Below are 18,906 nucleotides of genomic sequence, written 5' to 3' on the forward strand. Positions count from 1 at the left end.
ACCGAGCGGGTACGCTCTGATCTTTTCCCGCGAGGCCGCGCGCAGCGGTGTTCTCGCAGGTGCGGGCGCAGGACACGAACAGGAGTGACGATGACCGCGGTGAGCGGGCACGGGCCGTGGCCCGGCGGCGAACGGGACGTGCTGGAGGCGCAGCAGACGGCGCTCGGCGAGCTGGGCGAGCTGCCGACCGGGGTCGAGGTGGTGCCCTTCCTGACCCAGCTCCCGCAGCGCGGCCCGGGCGCCGACGCCCTCGGGCGGACGGCGGCGCGGCTGGCCGAGATGCCCGTCGAGCTCGGCCCGCACGGCTGGAAGCTGACCGACCGCCCGGGCGTGGACCTGCGCAGGGCCGAGGCGTTCTGGCGCGAGGACCTCGGCGCCCTCGCCGTGGCCGCCCACGGGCACGCCGGGCCGCTCGCGGTCGAGATGCTCGGCCCGTGGACGCTGGCCGCCCAGCTCTGGTCGGCGCGCGGCGACCGCGTGCTGGCCGACACCGGCGCCCGCGCCGACCTCGCGCTCGCGCTCGCCGAGGGCGTGCGCACCCTGGTGGCCGAGGTCGTGGCGCAGGTGCCCGGCGCCGAGGTGACGGTCCAGCTCGCCGAACCGCTGCTCGGCCAGGTGCACGCGGGCGTGCTGCCCACCTTCTCGGGCTACTCGCGCCTGCGCGCCGTCGCGGGCCCGGAGATCGTCGCCGGGCTCGAGCCGGTGCTCGGCGCGGTGCGGGACGCGGGCGCGCGCTCGGTGGTGCACCTGGGTGCCACCTGGGTGGGCGTGCCGCCGGTCGTCCTGGCGGGGGCGGACGCGCTCGGCCTCGACCTCGCCGACGTCGGCCCGGGCGGCTGGAACGAGAAGGCGTGGGAGCTGCTCGCGCGGGCGACCGAGCGCGGCACCCGTCTGTGGGCCGGTCTGCCGCCCGCGCAGGTCTCGCAGTGCGCGGGGCCCGCGATCGGACAGCTCGCGGACCTCGTGGCCGTGCCCTGGCGGCGCATCGGCCTGCCGGCCGCGGGCCTCGCCGACGTCACGCTGCTCGGCGCGCCCCGCGCGGAGCCCGGTCCCACGGACCTGCACCGCGCGGAGCTCGCCAACCTCGGCCGTGTCGCGGAGTCGCTGGCGGAGAAGGCTCAGGCCTGAGCCGAAGGCCCCCGGCTCAGGCGTCCCCGCCCAGGCGCTGCCACAGGAAGGTCCAGTGCGTCGCCGCCATGTACGCGGCCTGCGCGTTGTCGGCCGCGCCGCCGTGACCGCCCTCGATGTTCTCGTAGTACGTCACGTCCTTGCCCGCCGCGAGCATGAGCGCCGCCATCTTGCGGGCGTGGCCGGGGTGCACCCGGTCGTCCTTGGTCGACGTCGTGAACAGCACCGGCGGGTAGTCGCGCGCGGCGTCGAACAGGTGGTACGGCGAGAACCCGCGGATGAACTCCCAGTCGTCCGTGTCCGGGTCGCCGTACTCCGCCATCCACGACGCGCCCGCGAGCAGGTGGGAGTACCGCTTCATGTCCAGCAGCGGGACGCCCACGATGACCGCGCCGAACAGCTCGGGGTACCGCGTGAGCATGTTGCCGGCGAGCAGGCCGCCGTTGGAGCGGCCCTCCATGCCGAGCCGCTGCGGCGTCGTCACGCCCGTGGCCACGAGGTCGCGCGCGACCGCGGCGAAGTCCTCGTACGCGCGGTGCCGGTGCGCCGTGAGCGCCGCCTGGTGCCAGGCGGGCCCGTACTCGCCCCCGCCGCGGATGTTCGCCACGGCGTACACCCCGCCGCGCTCGAGCCACGCGCGCCCGATCGTGCCCGAGTAGCCGGGCAGGATCGCGTGCTCGAACCCGCCGTACCCCCACAGCAGGGTCGGCGCGGGACCGTCCGCGCCGGAGACCAGGCCGGTCCGGCCGACGACGAAGTACGGCACCCGCGTGCCGTCGTCCGACGTCGCGAACCGCTGGGCGACCTCGAGTCCCGTCGCGTCGAAGTACGACGGCGCCGCCTTGAGCACCTCGGGCGCCTGCCCCGAGCCCACCGTGGTGCGGCTCAGGGTCGACGGCGTGAGGTAGCCGGTGGTGACGACCCACACGTCGTCGGAGTCGACCACGTCGACGGCGCCGACACCGACCGTGAGCAGCTCGCCGCCCAGCGGGAGGTCGCCCCGTGCCCACGTGCCGCCCGCCGCGGGCCCCTCGGCCGGCGGGGTGAGCACGTGCAGCAGGTTCTTCACGTCGTCGAGCACGTTCAGCACCAGGTGGTGGCGCGTCCACGTGACCCCGGCGAGCGACGTCGTCGCCGTCGGCTCGAAGAGCACCGTGAGGTCGCGCGAGCCGGCCATGAAGGCGTCGAACCCGGCGGCCAGCAGGGAGCCGGCGCGGTAGGTCGTGCCGCCGACCGTCCAGTCGTCGCGCAGCCGCACGAGCATCCACTCGCGGTGCAGGCCGACGTTCGCCGAGTCCGGCACGTCGATCTTCGTGAGCGTCTGGTCGGGCGTGCCGACGCCCGTGGCCAGGTACGTCTCGTCCGCGTAGAACCGCAGGGCACGGCGCACGAGGTCGCGCTCGAAGCCGGGCGTGTGCGAGCGGGACGCGCTCACGGCCATGTCCTGCTCGGTGCCCTCGTAGACGAGGGTCGCCTCGGCCGGCGGCGTGCCGCGGCGCCACAGGCGCACCTGCCGCGGGTAGCCCGACGGCGTCATGGTGCCGGGGCCGAAGTCGGTCGCGACGTACACGGTGTCGGCGTCGACCCACGACAGGCTGCCCTTGGCCTGCTCGCGGACGAACCCGCCCTCGGCCGCGGGGACGAACCGCTTCTCGACGAGGTCGAACTCGCGCGTCACGTCGGCGTCCGAGCCGCCGGGGGAGAGGTCGACGAGCGCGTGCCGCCGCGGCTCGCCCGCGGCGAGCTGCTCGGGCGTCGGGCGCAGCACGCTCGCGCCGTGCCAGACCCAGCTCTCGCCCTCGGCCTCGGCCAGCGCGTCGAGGTCGAGCACGGTCTCCCACTCGGGGTCGTCCGTGCGGTAGGAGTCGAGCGTCGTGCGGCGCCACACGCCGCGCCGGTGCCGCGCGTCCTGCCAGAAGTTGTAGTAGTGGTCGCCCACCTTCGAGACGTGCGGGATCTTGTCGTCGGAGTCGAGGACCTCGCGCACCGCCCGCTCGGTCGTGGCGAAGGCGTCGCCGCCGAGGGCGCGGGCGCTGTGCGCGTTGCGCTCGCGGACCCACCCGAGGGCGTCGTCGCCCTCGACGTCCTCGAGCCAGGCGAACGGGTCGGCGACAGTGGGGTCGAGGGGGGTCGGGGGCAGAGCGGTCCCGGGGGTGCTCTGGGTCTGGTCGACGCTCATGGGCAGCACCCTACGTGCCACGCCCTCGCATCGCGCGCTCCCGGTTTTAACCGTATTGTGGTGTTATCCCGTCATCGGGGAACCACATTCCTCAATGGCACATATTTTCGGCTCGCGCACCACAGTCGTGGCCTTCCACGCTGTGCTCGCTCTGTGGTAGAAACTGCACTTCAAGGGGGCTGTCCGCCCTCGTCAGCCGAGTCTTCTCAGACTCTCGACGAGACAACTACTAGGGGGATCGGCTCGGTGAGCTCGATGTCTTCTTCTCCTCCGCCGAGCAGGCTGCGCCAGGTCGCACCCTGGGTGTGCGTCGCCGGTGTGCTCGCCTACGTGCTCGTGGCGCCCGTCCTGTTCACCGCGACAGGGGCCTCGTCGATGTGGCCCGCCTGGCTGGTCGGCATCGCCGCCGTCGGCCTGGCCGTCGCCGCCGCGCTCATCGCGGCCCGCTCGTCCCGGGACGACCTCGCGGCGCACGAGAACCTCGTGCACGCCTACCGCCGGGCCGAGGAGCGTGCCGCCGCGGCGTCCGCCGCGCTCGACGCCCTCGCCAAGGAGCAGCTGCCCGCGTTCCTGGACAGCGAGCCCGCCCCGCCGCTGCCGCACCTGCCGGGCGACGCGGCGGCGCAGACCCGCCTCGACGAGGCGGCCGCCATGCTCGCCCGCGTCCAGGAGGAGCGGGTCGCCCGCCGCGACGCGGTCCAGGTCGCGGTCGTCGCCCTGAGCCGCAAGGTCCAGGCCGCGGCGCACCGCATCCAGGAGGAGGCGGCGCGCATGGTCCAGCGCCACCCCACCGACCCGGACATCCTGCAGACGTCGATGCGCGTCGACCACGCGGCGGCCCAGCAGGCCCGCCAGGCGCAGAGCCTCGCGGCCCTGTGCGGCGAGTGGCCGGGCCAGCAGTGGAGCGAGCCGCTCCCGCTGCCCGACGTCGTCAAGGGCGCGGCGAGCCGCATCACCGCCTTCCACCGCGTCGAGGTGTCGGGCGACCCGGGCGTCGCCGTCTCGGCCCGCATCGTCGAGCCGCTCATCCACCTCGTGGCCGAGCTGCTGTCCAACGCCACCCAGTCCTCCCCGCCCACCACCCAGGTGCTCGTCGCCCTGCGGCAGGTGCAGCGCGGTGCCGTCATCGAGATCGACGACTGCGGCGTCGGCCTCGACCTCAAGCAGCTCGAGCAGGCGCGCGAGATCGCCTCGGGCAAGCGCGAGATCAGCATCACCGAGCTGGGCGAGATCCCGCAGACCGGCCTCGCCGTCGTCGGCACCTACGCGCGGCGCCACGGCTTCCGCGTCGACGTCACCGAGTCGGTGTACGGCGGTCTGCGCGCCATCGTCATGATCCCGGCCGAGCTGACCGAGGCAGTGGTGCCGTCGGGCATGCTCACGCCGGCCGCCACCCTGCCGAGCGCGTCGACCCCGTCCTCCGGGGTCTCCGCGCTGGGCTCCGGCCGCAGCAGCGCGACCGCCGTCGTCGAGGCACCGCTCGCTCCCGAGCTGCCCACCGCGAGGCCGGCGGACGACGACGAGTGGCCCGCCCCGGCGGCACCCGACCCAGCGACCAGCGATGTCCTGACCGAGCCTCTCGAGCCCCTCGAGGCGGGCGAGACGGTCGACGACGAGGAGGAGACGCCCGTGGCCGGTGCCCCGGTGCAGGCCCCTGGCGAGCTGCCCCTGCGTCCTGGGCGGACCAGCCCGCAGGACGACGAGTTCCCCGAGCCGTCTGCGCTCCCGCAGCGGCGTTCGCGCCGAGGAGAGGCGGACGTGCCCGACGAACGGACCACGGCAGCACCGGAGCCCCGTACGACAGCTCCGGGTGCCGCGCAGACGGCCGAGGAGGCCGGCGAGTGGATGGGCGCGTTCTTCAGCTCCAGCGAGGCGCGGTTCGGGGACTCACCTGACAGCAGCGAACCGCCGGCCGGCGCCGGCGGAACTTCGGAGGACCGATGACGACGCAGGCCGACGGCATGACGAGCACCGACGGCAACAGCTGGATGCTCGAGCTCATCAGTGGTGTACGGGGGGTCAGGCATGTAGTCGTGCTCACCTCGGACGGCCTGATGAAGGTACGCACGGACCAGACCCCGCTCGACATCGCCGACAAGGTGGCGGCGGCGTGCGCGGGGCTCGCGGCCCTGGGTATCGGAATGAGCAGGGAGTTCGGGAACAGCGACACGATCCGCCAGGTCATGGTGGAGTTCGACGGCGGGTTCCTCTTCGTGCGGGGCGCCGGCGACGGCTCGCGCCTCGCCGTGATCACCGAGTCGGTGATCGACCCGGCGCTGATCGCCCAGCAGATGCAGGCCCAGGTGCTCATGATCGGCGAGCGCACCCTGGGCACGGAGGCGATCAGCTGACCCGCCCGAACGGCACCACCCACGGAAAGCAGTGACCGGGCACGACCGGATCGGTACGGCCCGAAGGTTCAGGCACCACCAGCTCGACCAGGACCCGACCGACCGACAGGGGGGCGAGGGGATGGACACCGAGGAGTACCGCGACCACCCGGTGCGCTCGTACGTGCTCACCTCGGGGCGGGCGCACCCGTCGCGCAACACGCTGCGACCGGAGACGCTCGTCCGCGCCGTGGAGAGCCGGCCGCTGCTCTCGACGGCGAGCCGCATGGAGCGTGAGCTCGTGCAGCTCTGCCGCGGCACGCTGGCGCTCGCCGAGGTGGCTGCGTACCTGCAGCTCCCCGTCAGCCTCGTGGCGGTCATGGTCTCGGACCTGATCGACGCGGGACACCTGGCGATCCGTTCCAACCACCAGGCGCATGTCCTGCCCGGCAAGGACATCTTGGAGAAGATTCTCGATGGACTCCGCAAGCTCTGACCGCACCGCCTCCGGGCAGCACCTGGCGCCGACCGTCGCGCGGTCGGTCAAGGTGCTCGTCGTGGGTGCCTTCGGGGTGGGCAAGACGACGCTGATCGGGTCGGTCAGCGAGATCGAGCCGCTGCGCACGGAGGAGCGGATCACCACGGCCAGCGTCGGCATCGACCCGGGGCAGCCGAACAAGGACACCACCACCGTCGCGATGGACTTCGGCCGCATCACCGTGACCGAGGACATCGCGCTGTACCTGTTCGGCACCCCGGGTCAGCGCCGGTTCTGGGACCTCTGGTCGGGCCTGGCGGACGGCGCGGTCGGTGCCCCCGTCATGGTCGACACGCGGCACCTCGAGGACAGCTTCGAGGTGCTGGACCAGCTCGAGCTGCGCACCAAGATCCCCTTCGCCGTCGTGGTGAACCAGTTCCCGGACTCGCCCGCCTACCCGCTGGAGCGGGTGCGGGCGGCTCTCGACCTCCTGCCGGAGACCCCGATCGTCGAGTGCGACGCGCGCGACCGGCAGTCGGCGGTGCTGACGCTCATCACGCTCGTCGAGCACGCGATGACGTTCCCCGTCTTCCAGAAGGTCAACGCGTGACACTGGCCAACAGACTGCACCAGCGGCTGGAGGACATCCCCGACCGCATGCAGCTGGCCGACATCACCGCGGCGCGCGACCCGCACAAGGTCTACGAGCGGCTGCGCGACGAGTGGGGCCCGGTCGCGCCCATGGACCTCGAGCCGGGCGTGCCCGCCTGGCTCGTGCTCGGGTACGACGAGGCCAGCGGCGTCATGCGCAACGAGCTGCTGTTCTCCCGCAACTCCCGCAACTGGCGCTACGTCCAGGAGCGGTCGCTGCCCGCCGACTCGGGCGTCTTCGCGACGCTCGCGCCGCGCGACAACGCCTACTACCTCGACGGGATGCAGCAGCGCCGCCTGCGCGCCCCGCTCGACGACGCGCTGGCCGCCGTCGACGAGAAGCGGCTGGCCCGCACCGTCGCGGTCACGTGCGACGCGATCATCGACCGCCTCATGCCCCGCGGCGAGGCGGACCTCGTGGCCGACTACGCGGTCGCCGTCCCCGTGATGGTGATGACCGAGCTGTTCGGCATGAGCCTGTCCGACGGCAACAGGATGCACGAGCTCTCGGAGGCGCTGTACGAGGGCACCGACAGGGCGCGGGCCGCCGCCGTCGAGCAGGAGGCGCTGCTGGCCGTGCTCGTGGCCACGCACCGCGCCGAGCCGGGCGAGGACCTCACCACGGCCCTGGTGAACCACCCCAACCATGCGAACGACGTCGAGGTGATGGCCTCGATCGGCGTGATGTTCACGCTCGGGCACGACGCGGAGATCGCGTGGATCGCGAGCACCCTGCACATGATCCTGACCGACCCGGCGTTCGCCGCCCGGGTGCGCCGCGGCCGGCTCGACCTCGACGACGCGCTGGACGAGGTGTCGCGCCGCAACCCGCCCGCCCCGCACGTGCTGCCGCGGTTCGCGCGGCAGGACTGCGAGCTCGGCGGCCGCCGGATCGCGCTCGGCGACGCCCTGGTGCCCGCCGTCGCCGCGGCCAACGCCGACCGGGCCATCCGCACGGACGACCCGTGGGAGGAGCTGGGCAGCCGGTTCCACCTCACGTGGGGCGCGGGTGCGCACGCGTGCCCCGCGCACCGCATCGGCCCGCTCATCGGGCGCATCGCCGTGGAGACCCTGCTGCGGCGCATCCTCGACATGGAGCTGCGCGTGCCGGCGGAGGCGCTGACGATGTCGCGCTCGCCGTGGTCGCGTCACCCGCGCAGCCTGCCGGTCCGCTTCACGTCCCCGGACGACACCCCGCCCCCGGAACGCTGACCCCTCCCCTCTGCCGAGGTAGTCACGTGGCGAGGTAGTCACGTGGCGGTCGTGCTTACGTCGGCGGGCCTCTGATGGGCGGGCCTGTGATGGGCCGGACGAAGCCGCTGTGGCGGCCTGCCCGGTGACGACTTCGCCAGGTGACTACCTCGCCAGGTGACTACCTCGACGGAGGGTGGGGGTCCCGCCGGGCGGCGTCGTGCCGGCGGCGGGACCGTCGCACCGGGGTCAGGCGTCCGTCGTGGCGGGGGCCGCCGTCGCGCCGGCCGCCTGACGCTCGGCGACGCGCTGCTTGAGCCGCGGCACGACGTCGCGGTAGACCGACGGGTTGATCGGCAGGAGCCACTGGACCGTCCGGGCGCGCGGGCCGATGTTCACGCCCGCCTCGTCCAGGGTCTCGTCGATCTGGTGCATCGAGAACGGGATGACGTTGGTGCCGCGGGCGTGCTTGCCCTTGGTCCGCTTCTCCATCCAGGCGACACGCTCCGCCACCTGCTTGCGCCGCTCCTCGGGCGAGGGCAGGTCCACGACACCGGCCAGGTACGCGGCGATCCAGATCGCGCCCGCCTCGGCGGACAGGGGCGAGAAGAACGACGAGTTGTATCCCGCGAAGGTCAGGTGGGGGACGCCGTCGGGCAGGATCTGGCGGTAGAGCTGGTAGTTGCCCTGCTCGTCCACGAGCCGCGAGGCGATCGTGTCGTCGAGGAAGGGCACGCGCTGGTGGAAGCCGGTGCCGCAGACGACGAGGTCCGAGCGGACCTTCGCACCGGTCGTGAGCTCCGCGACGGGCCGGCCGTCCTCGATGACGAACCGCGTGATCTCCGCGTCGCGGTGGACCGTGATGTCCCCGCGGTCGACCTGCTCGTAGAAGCCGTCGGTCGAGAGCGAGACGGTGCTGTTCGCGATGTCGGCGAACTCGCCGTGCGGCACGAGACCGAGCTTCTTGAGGCGCAGCTGGCGCGTGGTGACGGACCCGATGCTGGACAGCATCGCGGCGCGCACCTTGTCGCCGGGGCCGTGCAGGAACTGCTCCATGCGGCCCGAGAGGGTCTGGTAGCGGAACAGGGCCTCGCCGAGCCGCGACAGCAGCAGGTACTTCATGTTGAGCACCTTGGCGATGCGCTTGGGCATCTTCCACAGCAGGTGCCGGGCCACGACGTCGGTGGAGGCGGCCACACCGGCGATCTCGGCGGCGACGTCGCACGCCGACTTGCCGTAGCCGACGACGACGACGTGCTTGTCGCGGGCGTCCTCGAGGTTGTTGAGCTGGCTGGAGGCGACGAGCTTGCCGCCCGCCCGCACGAGGTCCGCGTAGCCCTCGTACTGCGGGAAGACCGGGTCGGAGAAGATGCCGTTGGCGACGACGAGGTGGTCGAACCGCTCGGGCGCCGAGACCGGCGCGCCGATGCGCCGGGCGGTCACCATCCAGCCGTCCTCCGCGTCGGTCAGCTCGGCGCGCACCACCTCCGTGGCCAGGCGCAGGCTCGGCCGCAGACCGAAGGTCGTGACGTACCGCTCGAGGTACGCCTGCACCTGCTCGCCCGTGGGCCACTCGGGGTAGTCGCGCGGCATCGGCAGGTCGGAGAACGCGTACGAGTCCTTGTTGTTCTGGGTGCGCAGACCCGAGTACCGGCGCGTCGCGCTCCACACCCCACCGACGTCCGGCGCCTTCTCGAAGACGGTGACGTCGTGATCGAACTCGCGGAGGATCTTCGCGGTTGCCAGCCCAGCGAAACCGGCACCGACGACGGCTATCTTCAAGGGACCCCTGCTCTCAGTAGATTCCTGGCAATTTGCTCGAATGGTAGCGGCACCGACCTGCGCGCGACAGAGGCGGACCTGGGCGAATGCCCTGGTCCGCAGCTCTTTTCCCCGGCGCTCCGGCGGCTGGCCGCTCGGATGTCAGTGGTTCAGTCCATGATTGTGTCCGTGAGCGAGACGACAGGCATCCCGGAAGCGGCCGGAACCCAGGGCGACACGGCGGCGGGCGACGCCGCGGCCGACGAGACGGCCGCGCGCCGTCGCTGGGCCGAGCTGGTCGCCCGCATCGAGGAGGACCGCCGGGCGTACTTCGAGGACGACTCGCCCGTGTCGTCCGACGCGGAGTACGACGCCCGGATGCGCGAGCTCAAGGACCTCGAGGCCGCGCACCCCGCGCTGGTGACGCCGGAGTCGCCGACGCAGAGCGTGGGCGGCGCCGCGGCGGCGGGGTTCGCCACGGTCGAGCACATCGAGCGGATGCTGTCGCTCGACAACGTGTTCAGCACGGACGAGCTCGCCGTCTGGGCCGAGCGTGTCCAGCGGGACCTCGGCACCGACCGGCCGGGTTTCCTGTGCGAGGTGAAGATCGACGGGCTGGCGATCTCGCTCGTGTACGAGAAGGGCCGGCTGGTCCGGGGCGTCACGCGCGGTGACGGGCGGGTCGGCGAGGACGTGACGCGCAACGTGCTGCGGATCGCTGCCATCCCGCAGCGGCTCTCCGGCACCGGCCACCCCGACGTCGTGGAGGTGCGCGGCGAGGTGTTCATCCCCGTCGCGACGTTCGCCCGCCTCAACGAGCTCCAGGGCGAGCTCCGCGAGCGGGTCGTCGCCGAGGGGCAGGAGCGGGCGGAGCGGCAGGGGAGGGCCTTCGACCCGGAGAAGGCCCGTGTGGCGGCGCTGCGGCGCTTCCCGCAGTTCGCCAACCCGCGCAACGCGGCGGCCGGCGGCCTGCGCCAGCTCCTGGAGAACAAGGACGGCCCCGAGCTGGAGGCCGGGATCGCGCGCGTCGAGGGCCTGCGCATGTATGCCCACGGCATCGGGGCGCTGCAGTGGGAGGCGGGCACGCACGAGGAGCTCGCGCGGCAGTCCGACGCGTACACGCTCTTCGAGGAGTGGGGCATCCCTGTCTCCCCGCACAACCGCGTGGTCGACGGGCTCGACGGGGCGCTCGAGATGATCGAGTACTTCGGCGAGCACCGGCACGACATCGAGCACGAGCTCGACGGGATCGTCGTCAAGGTCGACGGCCGCGAGCAGCAGCGCAGGCTCGGCACCACGAGCCGCGCGCCGCGCTGGGCCATCGCGTTCAAGTACCCGCCCGAGGAGGTCAACACACGGCTGGTGGCCATCCAGGTGGGCGTCGGACGCACCGGCCGGGCCACGCCGTACGCCGTGATGGAGCCCGTGACGGTCGCGGGCTCGACCGTGCGCCAGGCGACCCTGCACAACCAGGACGTCGTGCGGGCCAAGGGCGTGCGCGTCGGCGACGTCGTGGTGCTGCGCAAGGCGGGCGACGTCATCCCCGAGATCATCGGGCCCGTGGCCGCCCTCGCGGACGACGGCTACCCGCGCGAGGACTTCGTCATGCCCGCGGAGTGTCCCGAGTGCGGCACGCCCCTGCGGCCCATGAAGGAGGGCGACGTCGACCTGCGCTGCCCCAATGCGAAGTCCTGCCCCGCGCAGGTGCGCGGGCGCGTCGAGCACATCGGCTCGCGCGGCGGGCTCGACATCGAGGTGCTCGGCGAGGTCACGGCCGCGGCGCTCACCCAGCCCGACGTCCCGGAGACGCCCCCGCTGGTCACCGAGGCCCAGCTGTTCTCGCTCACGCTCGACCAGCTCCTGCCCATCGAGGTGGTGGTCCGCGACGCGGAGACCGGCCTACCCAAGATCGACGACGACGGCGAGGTGCGCCGACGCGCTCCGTTCCGCCGCAAGCTGTCCTACACGAAGGCCCAGCGGGCCGCCGCGCAGGAGGCCGGCGAGACGCTCGACGAGGCCGCGCCGTCCGCCGCCGCGACCAAGCTCCTCGAGGAGCTCGAGAGGGCCAAGTCCAAGGACCTCTGGCGCATGCTCGTCTCGCTCAACATCCGGCACGTCGGCCCGGTCGCGGCGCGGGCGCTCGCGGGCTGGTTCGGCTCGGTGGACGCGATCGAGGCGGCGTCCGAGGAGGAGCTCGCCGCCGTCGAGGGCGTGGGCCCGGTGATCGCCGCCGAGATCAAGGCATGGCTCGCCGTCGACTGGCACCAGGAGATCCTGGCGGCGTGGCGCGACGCGGGCGTGCAGCTCGCCATCCCCGGGCACCCCGGCCCCGCCGCGATGGCCGAGGCGGACACCGGGCCCACCGGCCCGCTCGCGGGGCTCACCGTGGTGGTGACCGGCTCGCTCGAGGACTTCACGCGCGACGGCGCCAAGGAGGCGATCATCGCGGCGGGTGGCAAGGCCTCCGGGTCGGTCTCGAAGAAGACCGACTACGTGGTGCTGGGCGAGAACGCCGGGTCCAAGGCTGCCAAGGCGGAGGAGCTCGGGATCCCCACCCTGGACGAGGACGGTTTCAAGCTGCTCCTGGACGGCGGTCCGGACGCCCTGCCCTCGGCGGGGTGAAGGGCCCGGCTCGGTCGGCGAGGACGACCTGAGGGACCGGGTCCGGACGGCCCGGTGCCGCCGGTCGGTCCCGAGCGTGAGGTCCGTCGTCGAGGGTCAGCGGCGGCCCGGGAGGCGCATCGTGAGCAGGCGGGCCCGCGGGGCGAGCCGCGACGCGAGGGCGAAGACGCTGTCGGTGCGCTCGCGGTCGGGGTCGATCACCGAGAACAGGTTGACGCCGAGGTAGAACGTGAGGGCCGCGTCGGCGACGTCGCGGGCGGGCAGCAGCCTGCCCAGCGGCGACCCGCCCACCACGCGCTCCCAGTGCTCGGCCACGAAGTCGACCCAGGGCTCGGCCCGCGTGCTGATCTCGTCGCGCAGGGCCGGCTTGGTCACCGCCGCCGCGACGAGCTCGCCGAACTGGGCGAGGTACCCGCGCTCGAGGTCGGTGCGGTAGATCGTCGCGGCGGCCTCGACCAGCTCCTCGACGGTGCGCGCCGCCGACGCCGTGGCGCGGTGCAGCGCCATGCGCTCCTCGGTCGCACGGTCGAGCGCGGTCAGCAGGAGCTGGTCGACCCCACCGAAGTGGTAGAAGACCAGCGCCGAGTTCACCTCCGCCGCCGTGGCGATCGTGCGTGCGGACACGCCCGCGTATCCCTGCTCGCGCAGCACCTGGTCGGCCGCGTCGAGCAGCCGTCGGCGTGTCTCCTCGGCGGGCCTGCGCCCCGTCTGAGCCATCGCGGCCTCCTTCCCTCGGTTCTTGATCATATGCTTTAATCGAGCGATTAAATCGACCGATCAAGAAGCGAGGACCGATGAGGGACAGGGCTCGGGCGGACGCGGACGACTCCTGGCGCGCCGGCGCGGGTGGTGAGCCCGTCGGCGAGGAGCCGGAGCCGGCTCCGTGGCGTCCGCGCCCGCCGCTCACGCCGGCAGCCCGGCGTGCCCGCCTGCTGCTGGCCGGTGTCGCGCTGGCACTGTTCGCCGCCATGCTGCTCGCCAAGCTGCTGGGCTCGGCCGACGCGCAGCAGACCGCGCTGTTCTACGTCGGCATCCCCGCCGTCATCGCGCTGACCGTCATCCTCGCCGCCCGGCCGCGCAGCGCCGTGGGCACCGCGCTCGCCACGACGACGGTCGGCCTCGCGCTCGCCGGCCCCTTGCTGGACGAGGGCGTCGTCTGCCTCGTCATCGCAGCGCCCCTGTTCTACGGCGTCGCGGCACTCGTCGGGGTCGTCGTCCAGGCGGCGCGGAACCGGCGGGGGCGGGCGGTCGCCGTGGCGCCCCTGCTGCTCGTGCTCGTGGCCGAGGGGGTCGGCGGCTTCACGCTCCTGCCGCGCGCGGACGTCGGTACGGCGAGCGTCGTCGTGCAGGCGACGCCGCGACAGGTCGCCGAGGCTCTGGCCGAACCGCCTGTCTACGGCGCCTTCGAGGCCCCGTTCCTGCGCGCGGTGCCGTTCCCCGAGCCGGTGTCGGCGACCGGTTCCGGGCTCGAGGTCGGGGCCGAGCGCCACGTCACGTTCACCGACCGGCACAGCCTCGGCCTCGGCGCCGAGGCCACGCCTCGCGCGATGTCGCTGCGCGTGGTGGCGTCCGAGGTGTCCGACGCCGGCGGCAGGCTCCGTCTGGACGTCACCGCCGACACGACACTGAAGCGCTGGATGGACCTGCACGCCGCCGACGTCACGTGGGTCGCCGCGGGACCGGGCCGGACGCGGATCACCTGGTCGTTGGCGTACACCCGCACCTTCGACCCGTCCTGGTACTTCGGCCCGCTGCAGCACTACTCGACGGGGCTGGCGGCCGAGTACCTCGCCGAGACCTTCGGCCGCGCGGCCCAGGAGGCGGGGGACGGCGCATGACCGCAGGCCTCGACGCGGCGGCCGCCGTCGTGCGCGGGGCGGGGCTCGGTGCGCCCCTGCTCGCCGTGGTGGTGCTGTGCGCCTGGCGCCCGCCCGGCCCGCGCGTGGTCGCCGCCGCGATCACGTCCACCGCGTGGGCGGCGCTGCTTCTCCTGGCGCTCCACCACGCCGCGGTCGAGCGGGGCTGGTGGACGTACCACGCCACCGGCGCCGTCTGGCGCGGCCTTCCCGTCGACCTCTGGCTGGGCTGGTCCCTGCTCTGGGGCGCTGTCCCGGCGCTGTGCCTCGCGGCCGCGCGCCACGACCGCGTGGACCGCGGGGCCTCGTGCCGTCAGGTCGCCGTCGTCCTGGCCGGGCTCGTGGTGCTCGATCTCGTGCTCATGCCGTACGGCGCTCCGGTGGTGGTGCTCGGGTCAGCCTGGCTCGTGGGTGAGGTGGTCGGCGTGCTGACGGCGCTGGTCCCCGCCGTCCTCCTCGCACGGTGGACCCTGCGCCGCACCCGCGTGACGGCCAGGGCCTGGGCGCAGGCCGTCTGGGCGGGCGGGCTGCTCGTCGGCCTGCCCGTGCTCGCCGTCTCTCCCGTACCGCCGTGGCCCGCGGCCGTCACCTCCGCCGGGCTCCAGCTCGCGCTCGTCGCCTGCCTGCCCGGCCTGGCGGCCATGCGCGAGCTCGCCGTCGTCGGGCGCGGCACGCCGCTGCCGTACGACCCGCCGGCCCGTCTCGTGACCTCCGGCCCGTACGCGTACGTGCGCAACCCGATGCAGCTCACGGTCGCCGCGACCTTCGCCGTGCTGGCCCCGGTGCTGGGCGAGCCCGAGCTGCTCGTGGGCGTCCTCGTGGCCGTCGCCTACTCGGTCGGCATCGCGGACTGGCACGAGGGGGAGGGTCTGCGCCGCGCGTTCGGGCGAGCCTGGACGGAGTACCGCGCCGCGGTGCGCCCCTGGGTGCCGCGGCTGCGGCCGGCCCCGGTCGTGGCACCCGCGACGCTGTGGGTCGCGGCCGACTGCGAGCCGTGCACCGGCGTCGCGCTGTGGTTCGCCCGACGTCGTCCCGTCGGGCTCACGATCCGGCCCGCTGCGGAACACCCCGAGGTGCTCTGGCGCGTCACCTACGAGCTCACCGCCGAAGCCTCTCCGCCGCCGGGGAGCAGGGACGTCCGCCCGCTCCTGCGCACCCAGGGTGTCTCCGCCGTCGCCCGGGCGCTGGCGCACGTCCACCTCGGCTGGGCGCTCGCGGGCTGGGCGCTCGACCTCCCGGGAGTCCGTCATCTCGCCCAGCTCGGTGCCGACGCGTTCGGCGCGGAGCCTCGCCCGTCGCGTCCCGTGCCGACGTCCTGCCCCGCGCCGCGCCTAACGATGAACACCTGACAACTTTTGCTTGACGGGCGACAGAAGTCCGCTTAGGTTGCTAGCCGCAAGGTCAATGCCGACCGAGGAGACCTCATGCGTCAACGTGGAACCAACCACCGCACCAGACAGGCGGCCGCCGGTGCGACCGCCGTGGCGCTGACAGCGGTGATGCTGTCGGGTGCCGCTCCCTCCGCCACCGCGGCGGACGACCTCCCGCCCCAGGAACCGGGCGTCACGCTGCGCAGCTACGACCTGGCGCGCGACATCAGCGAGCTGTGCACGCTGCGCTCGGGGCAGACGCCGAACGTCGACCAGCTCAAGCCGACCATCGACTACTCCTCCGAGGCCGACTTCGGCCTGAGCGAGCGGTTCATCGCGCACGCGCTGGCGAACCTCTCCGTGGAGTCGTCCGGCACCTACGAGTTCCGCCTGACCAGCGACGACGGCTCGCGCCTCGTGATCGACGACGTCGAGGTCATCGACAACGACGGCCTGCACGGCGCCGAGTCGAAGGAGGGCAGCATCGCCCTCCAGCCCGGTTACCACGACCTGCGGGTCGAGTTCTTCGACAACACGAACGACAACATCCTGCGCCTCGAGTGGCGGCCGCCGGGGAGCAGCGACTACGTCGTCGTCCCCGAGAGCGTGCTGAGCACGGAGGCCGGCGTCGTACGCGTGACGGCGCCCGGCACCAAGTACTGCGAGGGGCAGGACGAGACGGCGGGCGACGGCATGCGCCTGGACTCGGTCTTCCCCGGCTACTCCCTCACCGACCTGCGGCCCGACGGCTTCGAGCCGATGGTCGCGGCGCTCGACTGGACCGAGGACGACCGGCTGGCCGTTCTCACGTCCGGCTCGGTGAGCCCGGGCGGCTGGGTCGAGGACCCGGAGCCCGGCGAGGTCTTCCTGCTCGACAACGTGACCGGCGAGACGTCCAAGGACGAGGTCACGGTGGAGAAGGTGGCGACCGACCTGTTCAACCCGATGGGCATCGCGGTCATCGACGACTCGATCTTCGTCTCCGAGCGCGACCGGCTCACCGAGCTCACCGACCCCGACGGGGACGGCTTCTACGACCGGCACACCACCGTGGCCGAGTGGCCGTTCGGCGGGAACTTCCACGAGTTCGCGTTCGGCCTGCTGCACGACCGCCGGTACTTCTACCTGAACCTGTCGGTGGCCATCAACAACGGCGGCGCGACCACGGACCCGCAGCCCGCGGAGAACCGCGGAACCGCGATCCGCGTCGACCGGCGCACGGGCGAGGTCGAGTACGTCGCCGGCGGCCTGCGCACGCCCAACGGCCTGGTCAAGGGCCCGGACGGCGAGCTGTTCGTCATGGACAACCAGGGCGCGTGGCTGCCCAGCTCCAAGCTCGTGCACATCGAGCAGGGCAAGTTCTTCAACCACTTCACCAACCCGTCCGGCCCGTACGACGATGTGCCCGTCTCCGCCCCGGCGCTGTGGGTGCCGCAGAACGAGATCGGCAACTCCCCGAGCTCGCCGGTGCAGCTCGAGGAGGGCCCCTACGCGGGTCAGCTCGTCTTCGGCGACGTCACCTACGGCGGCCTGCAGCGCGGGTTCCTCGAGAAGGTCGACGGCGAGTACCAGGGCGCCGTGTTCCGCCACACCGCTGGTCTCGAGGCCGGCGTGAACCGCACCGTCGTCGGGCCCGACGGTGCCCTGTACGTGGGCGGCATCGGCGAGGCCGGCAACTGGAGCGAGCCGGACAAGCTGCGCTACGGCCTGCAGAAGCTGACGCCGAACGGGCAGGACGCCTTCGACATGGTCGAGATGCGTGCGACGCGCAAGGGCTTCGAGGTCGAGTACACGCAGCCGCTCTCCGACGAGACGGTCGAGAAGATCGCGCAGGACCCGAACGCGGCGTTCCGGATGGACCACTGGCGGTACGTGCCCACGCCGGCCTACGGCGGGCCGAAGGTCGACGAGCGCCCGCTGGTCGTCTCGCAGGCGAAGGTCTCGCGCGACCGCACGAAGGTCACGCTCACGGTGGACGGCCTCGAGCCGGGCCGCGTGGTGCACCTGCGCAGCCCGCGCCCGTTCAGCGACGTCGAGGGCCGCGAGCTGTGGAACACCGAGGCCTGGTACACGCTCAACGCGATCCCGGGGTACAAGGCTCCCGCCGAGCAGGGGTACCTCGAGGCCGAGGAGGCGACGCTGCGCGGCTCGGCGAACGTCGACAGCGAGCACAACGGCTACTCGGGCTCCGGCTTCGTCGACGGGTTCGGCGACGTGGGCGCCTCGGTGACGTTCACGGCGACGGCGCGTCAGGCGGGCGAGCAGCCCGTGACCCTGCGCTACGCCAACGGGCCGCACCCGTTCGAGGGCACCAAGCAGGTCTCGGTGCTCGTCAACGGCGAGGAGGTCGAACCGTGGGCGCTCGAGCCGACGGGGAGCTGGGAGACGTGGGCGACCGCGACCCGTCGGCTCCCGCTGGAGCGGGGCGAGAACACCATCACGCTCCGCTACGACGAGGACGACGACGGCAACGTGAACTTCGACGTGCTGACGGTCGGCAAGGGCAGCGGCGACATCTGCGCGCCTGAGCGCTACGAGCGGGGCTACCGTGCCCTGTTCGACGGCACGCTGGCGTCCCTCGACGGCTGGCGCATGGCGGGCCCCGGCTCGTTCGGCCGGCAGCCCGACTGCTCGATCCGCAGCACGGGCGGCATGGGCCTCCTCTGGCACCCCGAGGAGCTGCAGGCGTACAGCCTCAAGCTCGACTGGAAGCTGCTCAAGGACGACAACGGCGGCGTCTTCGTCGGGTTCCCCGACCCGGGCGACGACCCGTGGGTGGCCGTGGACAACGGCTACGAGATCCAGATCGACGCGAGCGACGAGCCCGACCGCACGACCGGATCGATCTACACCTTCCAGGGCGCCGACCTGGCCGCCGTCGAGCGGGCGCTCAAGCCCGTGGGGTCGTGGAACGCGTACGAGATCCGGGTGGTCGGCCAGACCATCAAGGTCTTCCTCAACGGCACGCTGGTGAACGACTTCGTCAGCACCGACCCGGCCCGTGACCTCGAGCAGGGCTTCATCGGCCTGCAGAACCACGGGGGAGGCGAGACGATCCACTACCGCGACATCCGCGTCAAGGACCTGACCTGACAACCACCCGCCGAGGTAGTCACGTGGCGAGGTAGTCACGTGGCGAGGTAGTCAGAAGGCGAGGTAGTCACCTGGCGAAGTAGTACTCCGTCGCCAGGTGACTACCTCGCCACGTGACTAGGCGGATTCAACTGGTGGTCGCAACACCCCTGATGATCGGGGTGTTCGATGAAGTCTTGGAGCCGTTTACCCGTGCCCCGGGAGCACCGGCGGGTCTTCTGGTCTGATCTACGTGCTCATGGTCGGA

At 72.8% G+C, this 18,906-nt stretch carries 13 protein-coding genes; 10 read left to right on the top strand and 3 right to left on the bottom strand.

Features of this window, described 5'->3' with window-relative positions; all coding sequences use genetic code 11:
* Positions 1-90: 90 nt before the first annotated feature.
* Complete coding sequence (locus HLB15_RS10235) at positions 91-1,128, top strand: uroporphyrinogen decarboxylase/cobalamine-independent methonine synthase family protein (protein ID WP_171105230.1); 1,038 nt, start codon at positions 91-93, stop codon at positions 1,126-1,128.
* Between the two features lie 16 nt (positions 1,129-1,144).
* Here the strand turns inward: HLB15_RS10235 and HLB15_RS10240 are convergent, their stop codons facing one another.
* Positions 1,145-3,307 (bottom strand): prolyl oligopeptidase family serine peptidase, encoded by a 2,163-nt coding sequence (locus HLB15_RS10240; protein WP_171105232.1) that lies wholly within the window; start codon positions 3,305-3,307, stop codon positions 1,145-1,147.
* 255 nt (positions 3,308-3,562) lie between these two features.
* Between HLB15_RS10240 and HLB15_RS10245 the strand changes: the two genes are divergently transcribed.
* The 5 genes from HLB15_RS10245 (at position 3,563) to HLB15_RS10265 (ending at position 7,978) form a co-directional block, all read left to right on the top strand.
* Positions 3,563-5,251, top strand: coding sequence for an ATP-binding protein (locus tag HLB15_RS10245; RefSeq protein ID WP_171105234.1), 1,689 nt, complete (start codon positions 3,563-3,565; stop codon positions 5,249-5,251).
* The gene (locus HLB15_RS10250) at positions 5,248-5,658 is read left to right on the top strand and encodes a roadblock/LC7 domain-containing protein (RefSeq protein ID WP_212759727.1); all 411 of its coding nucleotides are present in this window, start codon (positions 5,248-5,250) and stop codon (positions 5,656-5,658) included. The genes HLB15_RS10245 and HLB15_RS10250 overlap by 4 nt, the downstream gene beginning before the upstream one ends.
* A 121-nt stretch (positions 5,659-5,779) precedes the next feature.
* The gene (locus HLB15_RS10255) at positions 5,780-6,133 is read left to right on the top strand and encodes a DUF742 domain-containing protein (RefSeq protein WP_171105236.1); all 354 of its coding nucleotides are present in this window, start codon (positions 5,780-5,782) and stop codon (positions 6,131-6,133) included.
* Entirely contained in the window at positions 6,114-6,725 is a 612-nt protein-coding gene (locus tag HLB15_RS10260) for a GTP-binding protein (RefSeq protein WP_171105238.1), read from the top strand. The genes HLB15_RS10255 and HLB15_RS10260 overlap by 20 nt, the downstream gene beginning before the upstream one ends.
* Positions 6,722-7,978, top strand: coding sequence for a cytochrome P450 family protein (locus HLB15_RS10265; protein ID WP_171105239.1), 1,257 nt, complete (start codon positions 6,722-6,724; stop codon positions 7,976-7,978). Before HLB15_RS10260 ends, HLB15_RS10265 begins: the two co-directional genes overlap by 4 nt.
* 228 nt (positions 7,979-8,206) lie before the next feature.
* Here HLB15_RS10265 and HLB15_RS10270 read toward each other — a convergent pair whose 3' ends face one another.
* On the bottom strand, positions 8,207-9,739 hold the full coding sequence (locus HLB15_RS10270; RefSeq protein WP_171105242.1) for a flavin-containing monooxygenase: 1,533 nt from the start codon (positions 9,737-9,739) through the stop codon (positions 8,207-8,209).
* A gap of 162 nt (positions 9,740-9,901) precedes the next feature.
* Between HLB15_RS10270 and ligA the strand changes: the two genes are divergently transcribed.
* Positions 9,902-12,340 carry an NAD-dependent DNA ligase LigA gene (ligA, locus tag HLB15_RS10275; RefSeq protein WP_446500407.1) on the top strand — a complete coding sequence of 813 codons (2,439 nt, stop codon included), beginning with the start codon at positions 9,902-9,904 and terminating at the stop codon, positions 12,338-12,340.
* Positions 12,341-12,436: 96 nt separating this feature from the next.
* Here the strand turns inward: ligA and HLB15_RS10280 are convergent, their stop codons facing one another.
* Positions 12,437-13,057 (bottom strand): TetR/AcrR family transcriptional regulator, encoded by a 621-nt coding sequence (locus tag HLB15_RS10280; RefSeq protein ID WP_171105247.1) that lies wholly within the window; start codon positions 13,055-13,057, stop codon positions 12,437-12,439.
* Between the two features lie 77 nt (positions 13,058-13,134).
* On the opposite strand from HLB15_RS10280, the gene HLB15_RS10285 reads away from it, so the two are divergent.
* From HLB15_RS10285 to HLB15_RS10295, 3 genes are all read left to right on the top strand, one after another.
* Positions 13,135-14,178, top strand: coding sequence for an SRPBCC family protein (locus HLB15_RS10285; RefSeq protein ID WP_212759728.1), 1,044 nt, complete (start codon positions 13,135-13,137; stop codon positions 14,176-14,178).
* On the top strand, positions 14,175-15,545 hold the full coding sequence (locus HLB15_RS10290; protein WP_171105250.1) for a methyltransferase family protein: 1,371 nt from the start codon (positions 14,175-14,177) through the stop codon (positions 15,543-15,545). The genes HLB15_RS10285 and HLB15_RS10290 overlap by 4 nt, the downstream gene beginning before the upstream one ends.
* Positions 15,546-15,620: 75 nt before the next feature.
* Positions 15,621-18,659, top strand: a complete 3,039-nt coding sequence (locus HLB15_RS10295; protein ID WP_171105252.1) for a 3-keto-alpha-glucoside-1,2-lyase-like domain-containing protein — start codon at positions 15,621-15,623, stop codon at positions 18,657-18,659.
* Positions 18,660-18,906: the final 247 nt, after the last annotated feature.

The sequence above is a fragment of the Promicromonospora citrea genome (assembly GCF_013004695.1).
Classification (GTDB): Bacteria; Actinomycetota; Actinomycetes; order Actinomycetales; family Cellulomonadaceae; genus Promicromonospora; species Promicromonospora citrea.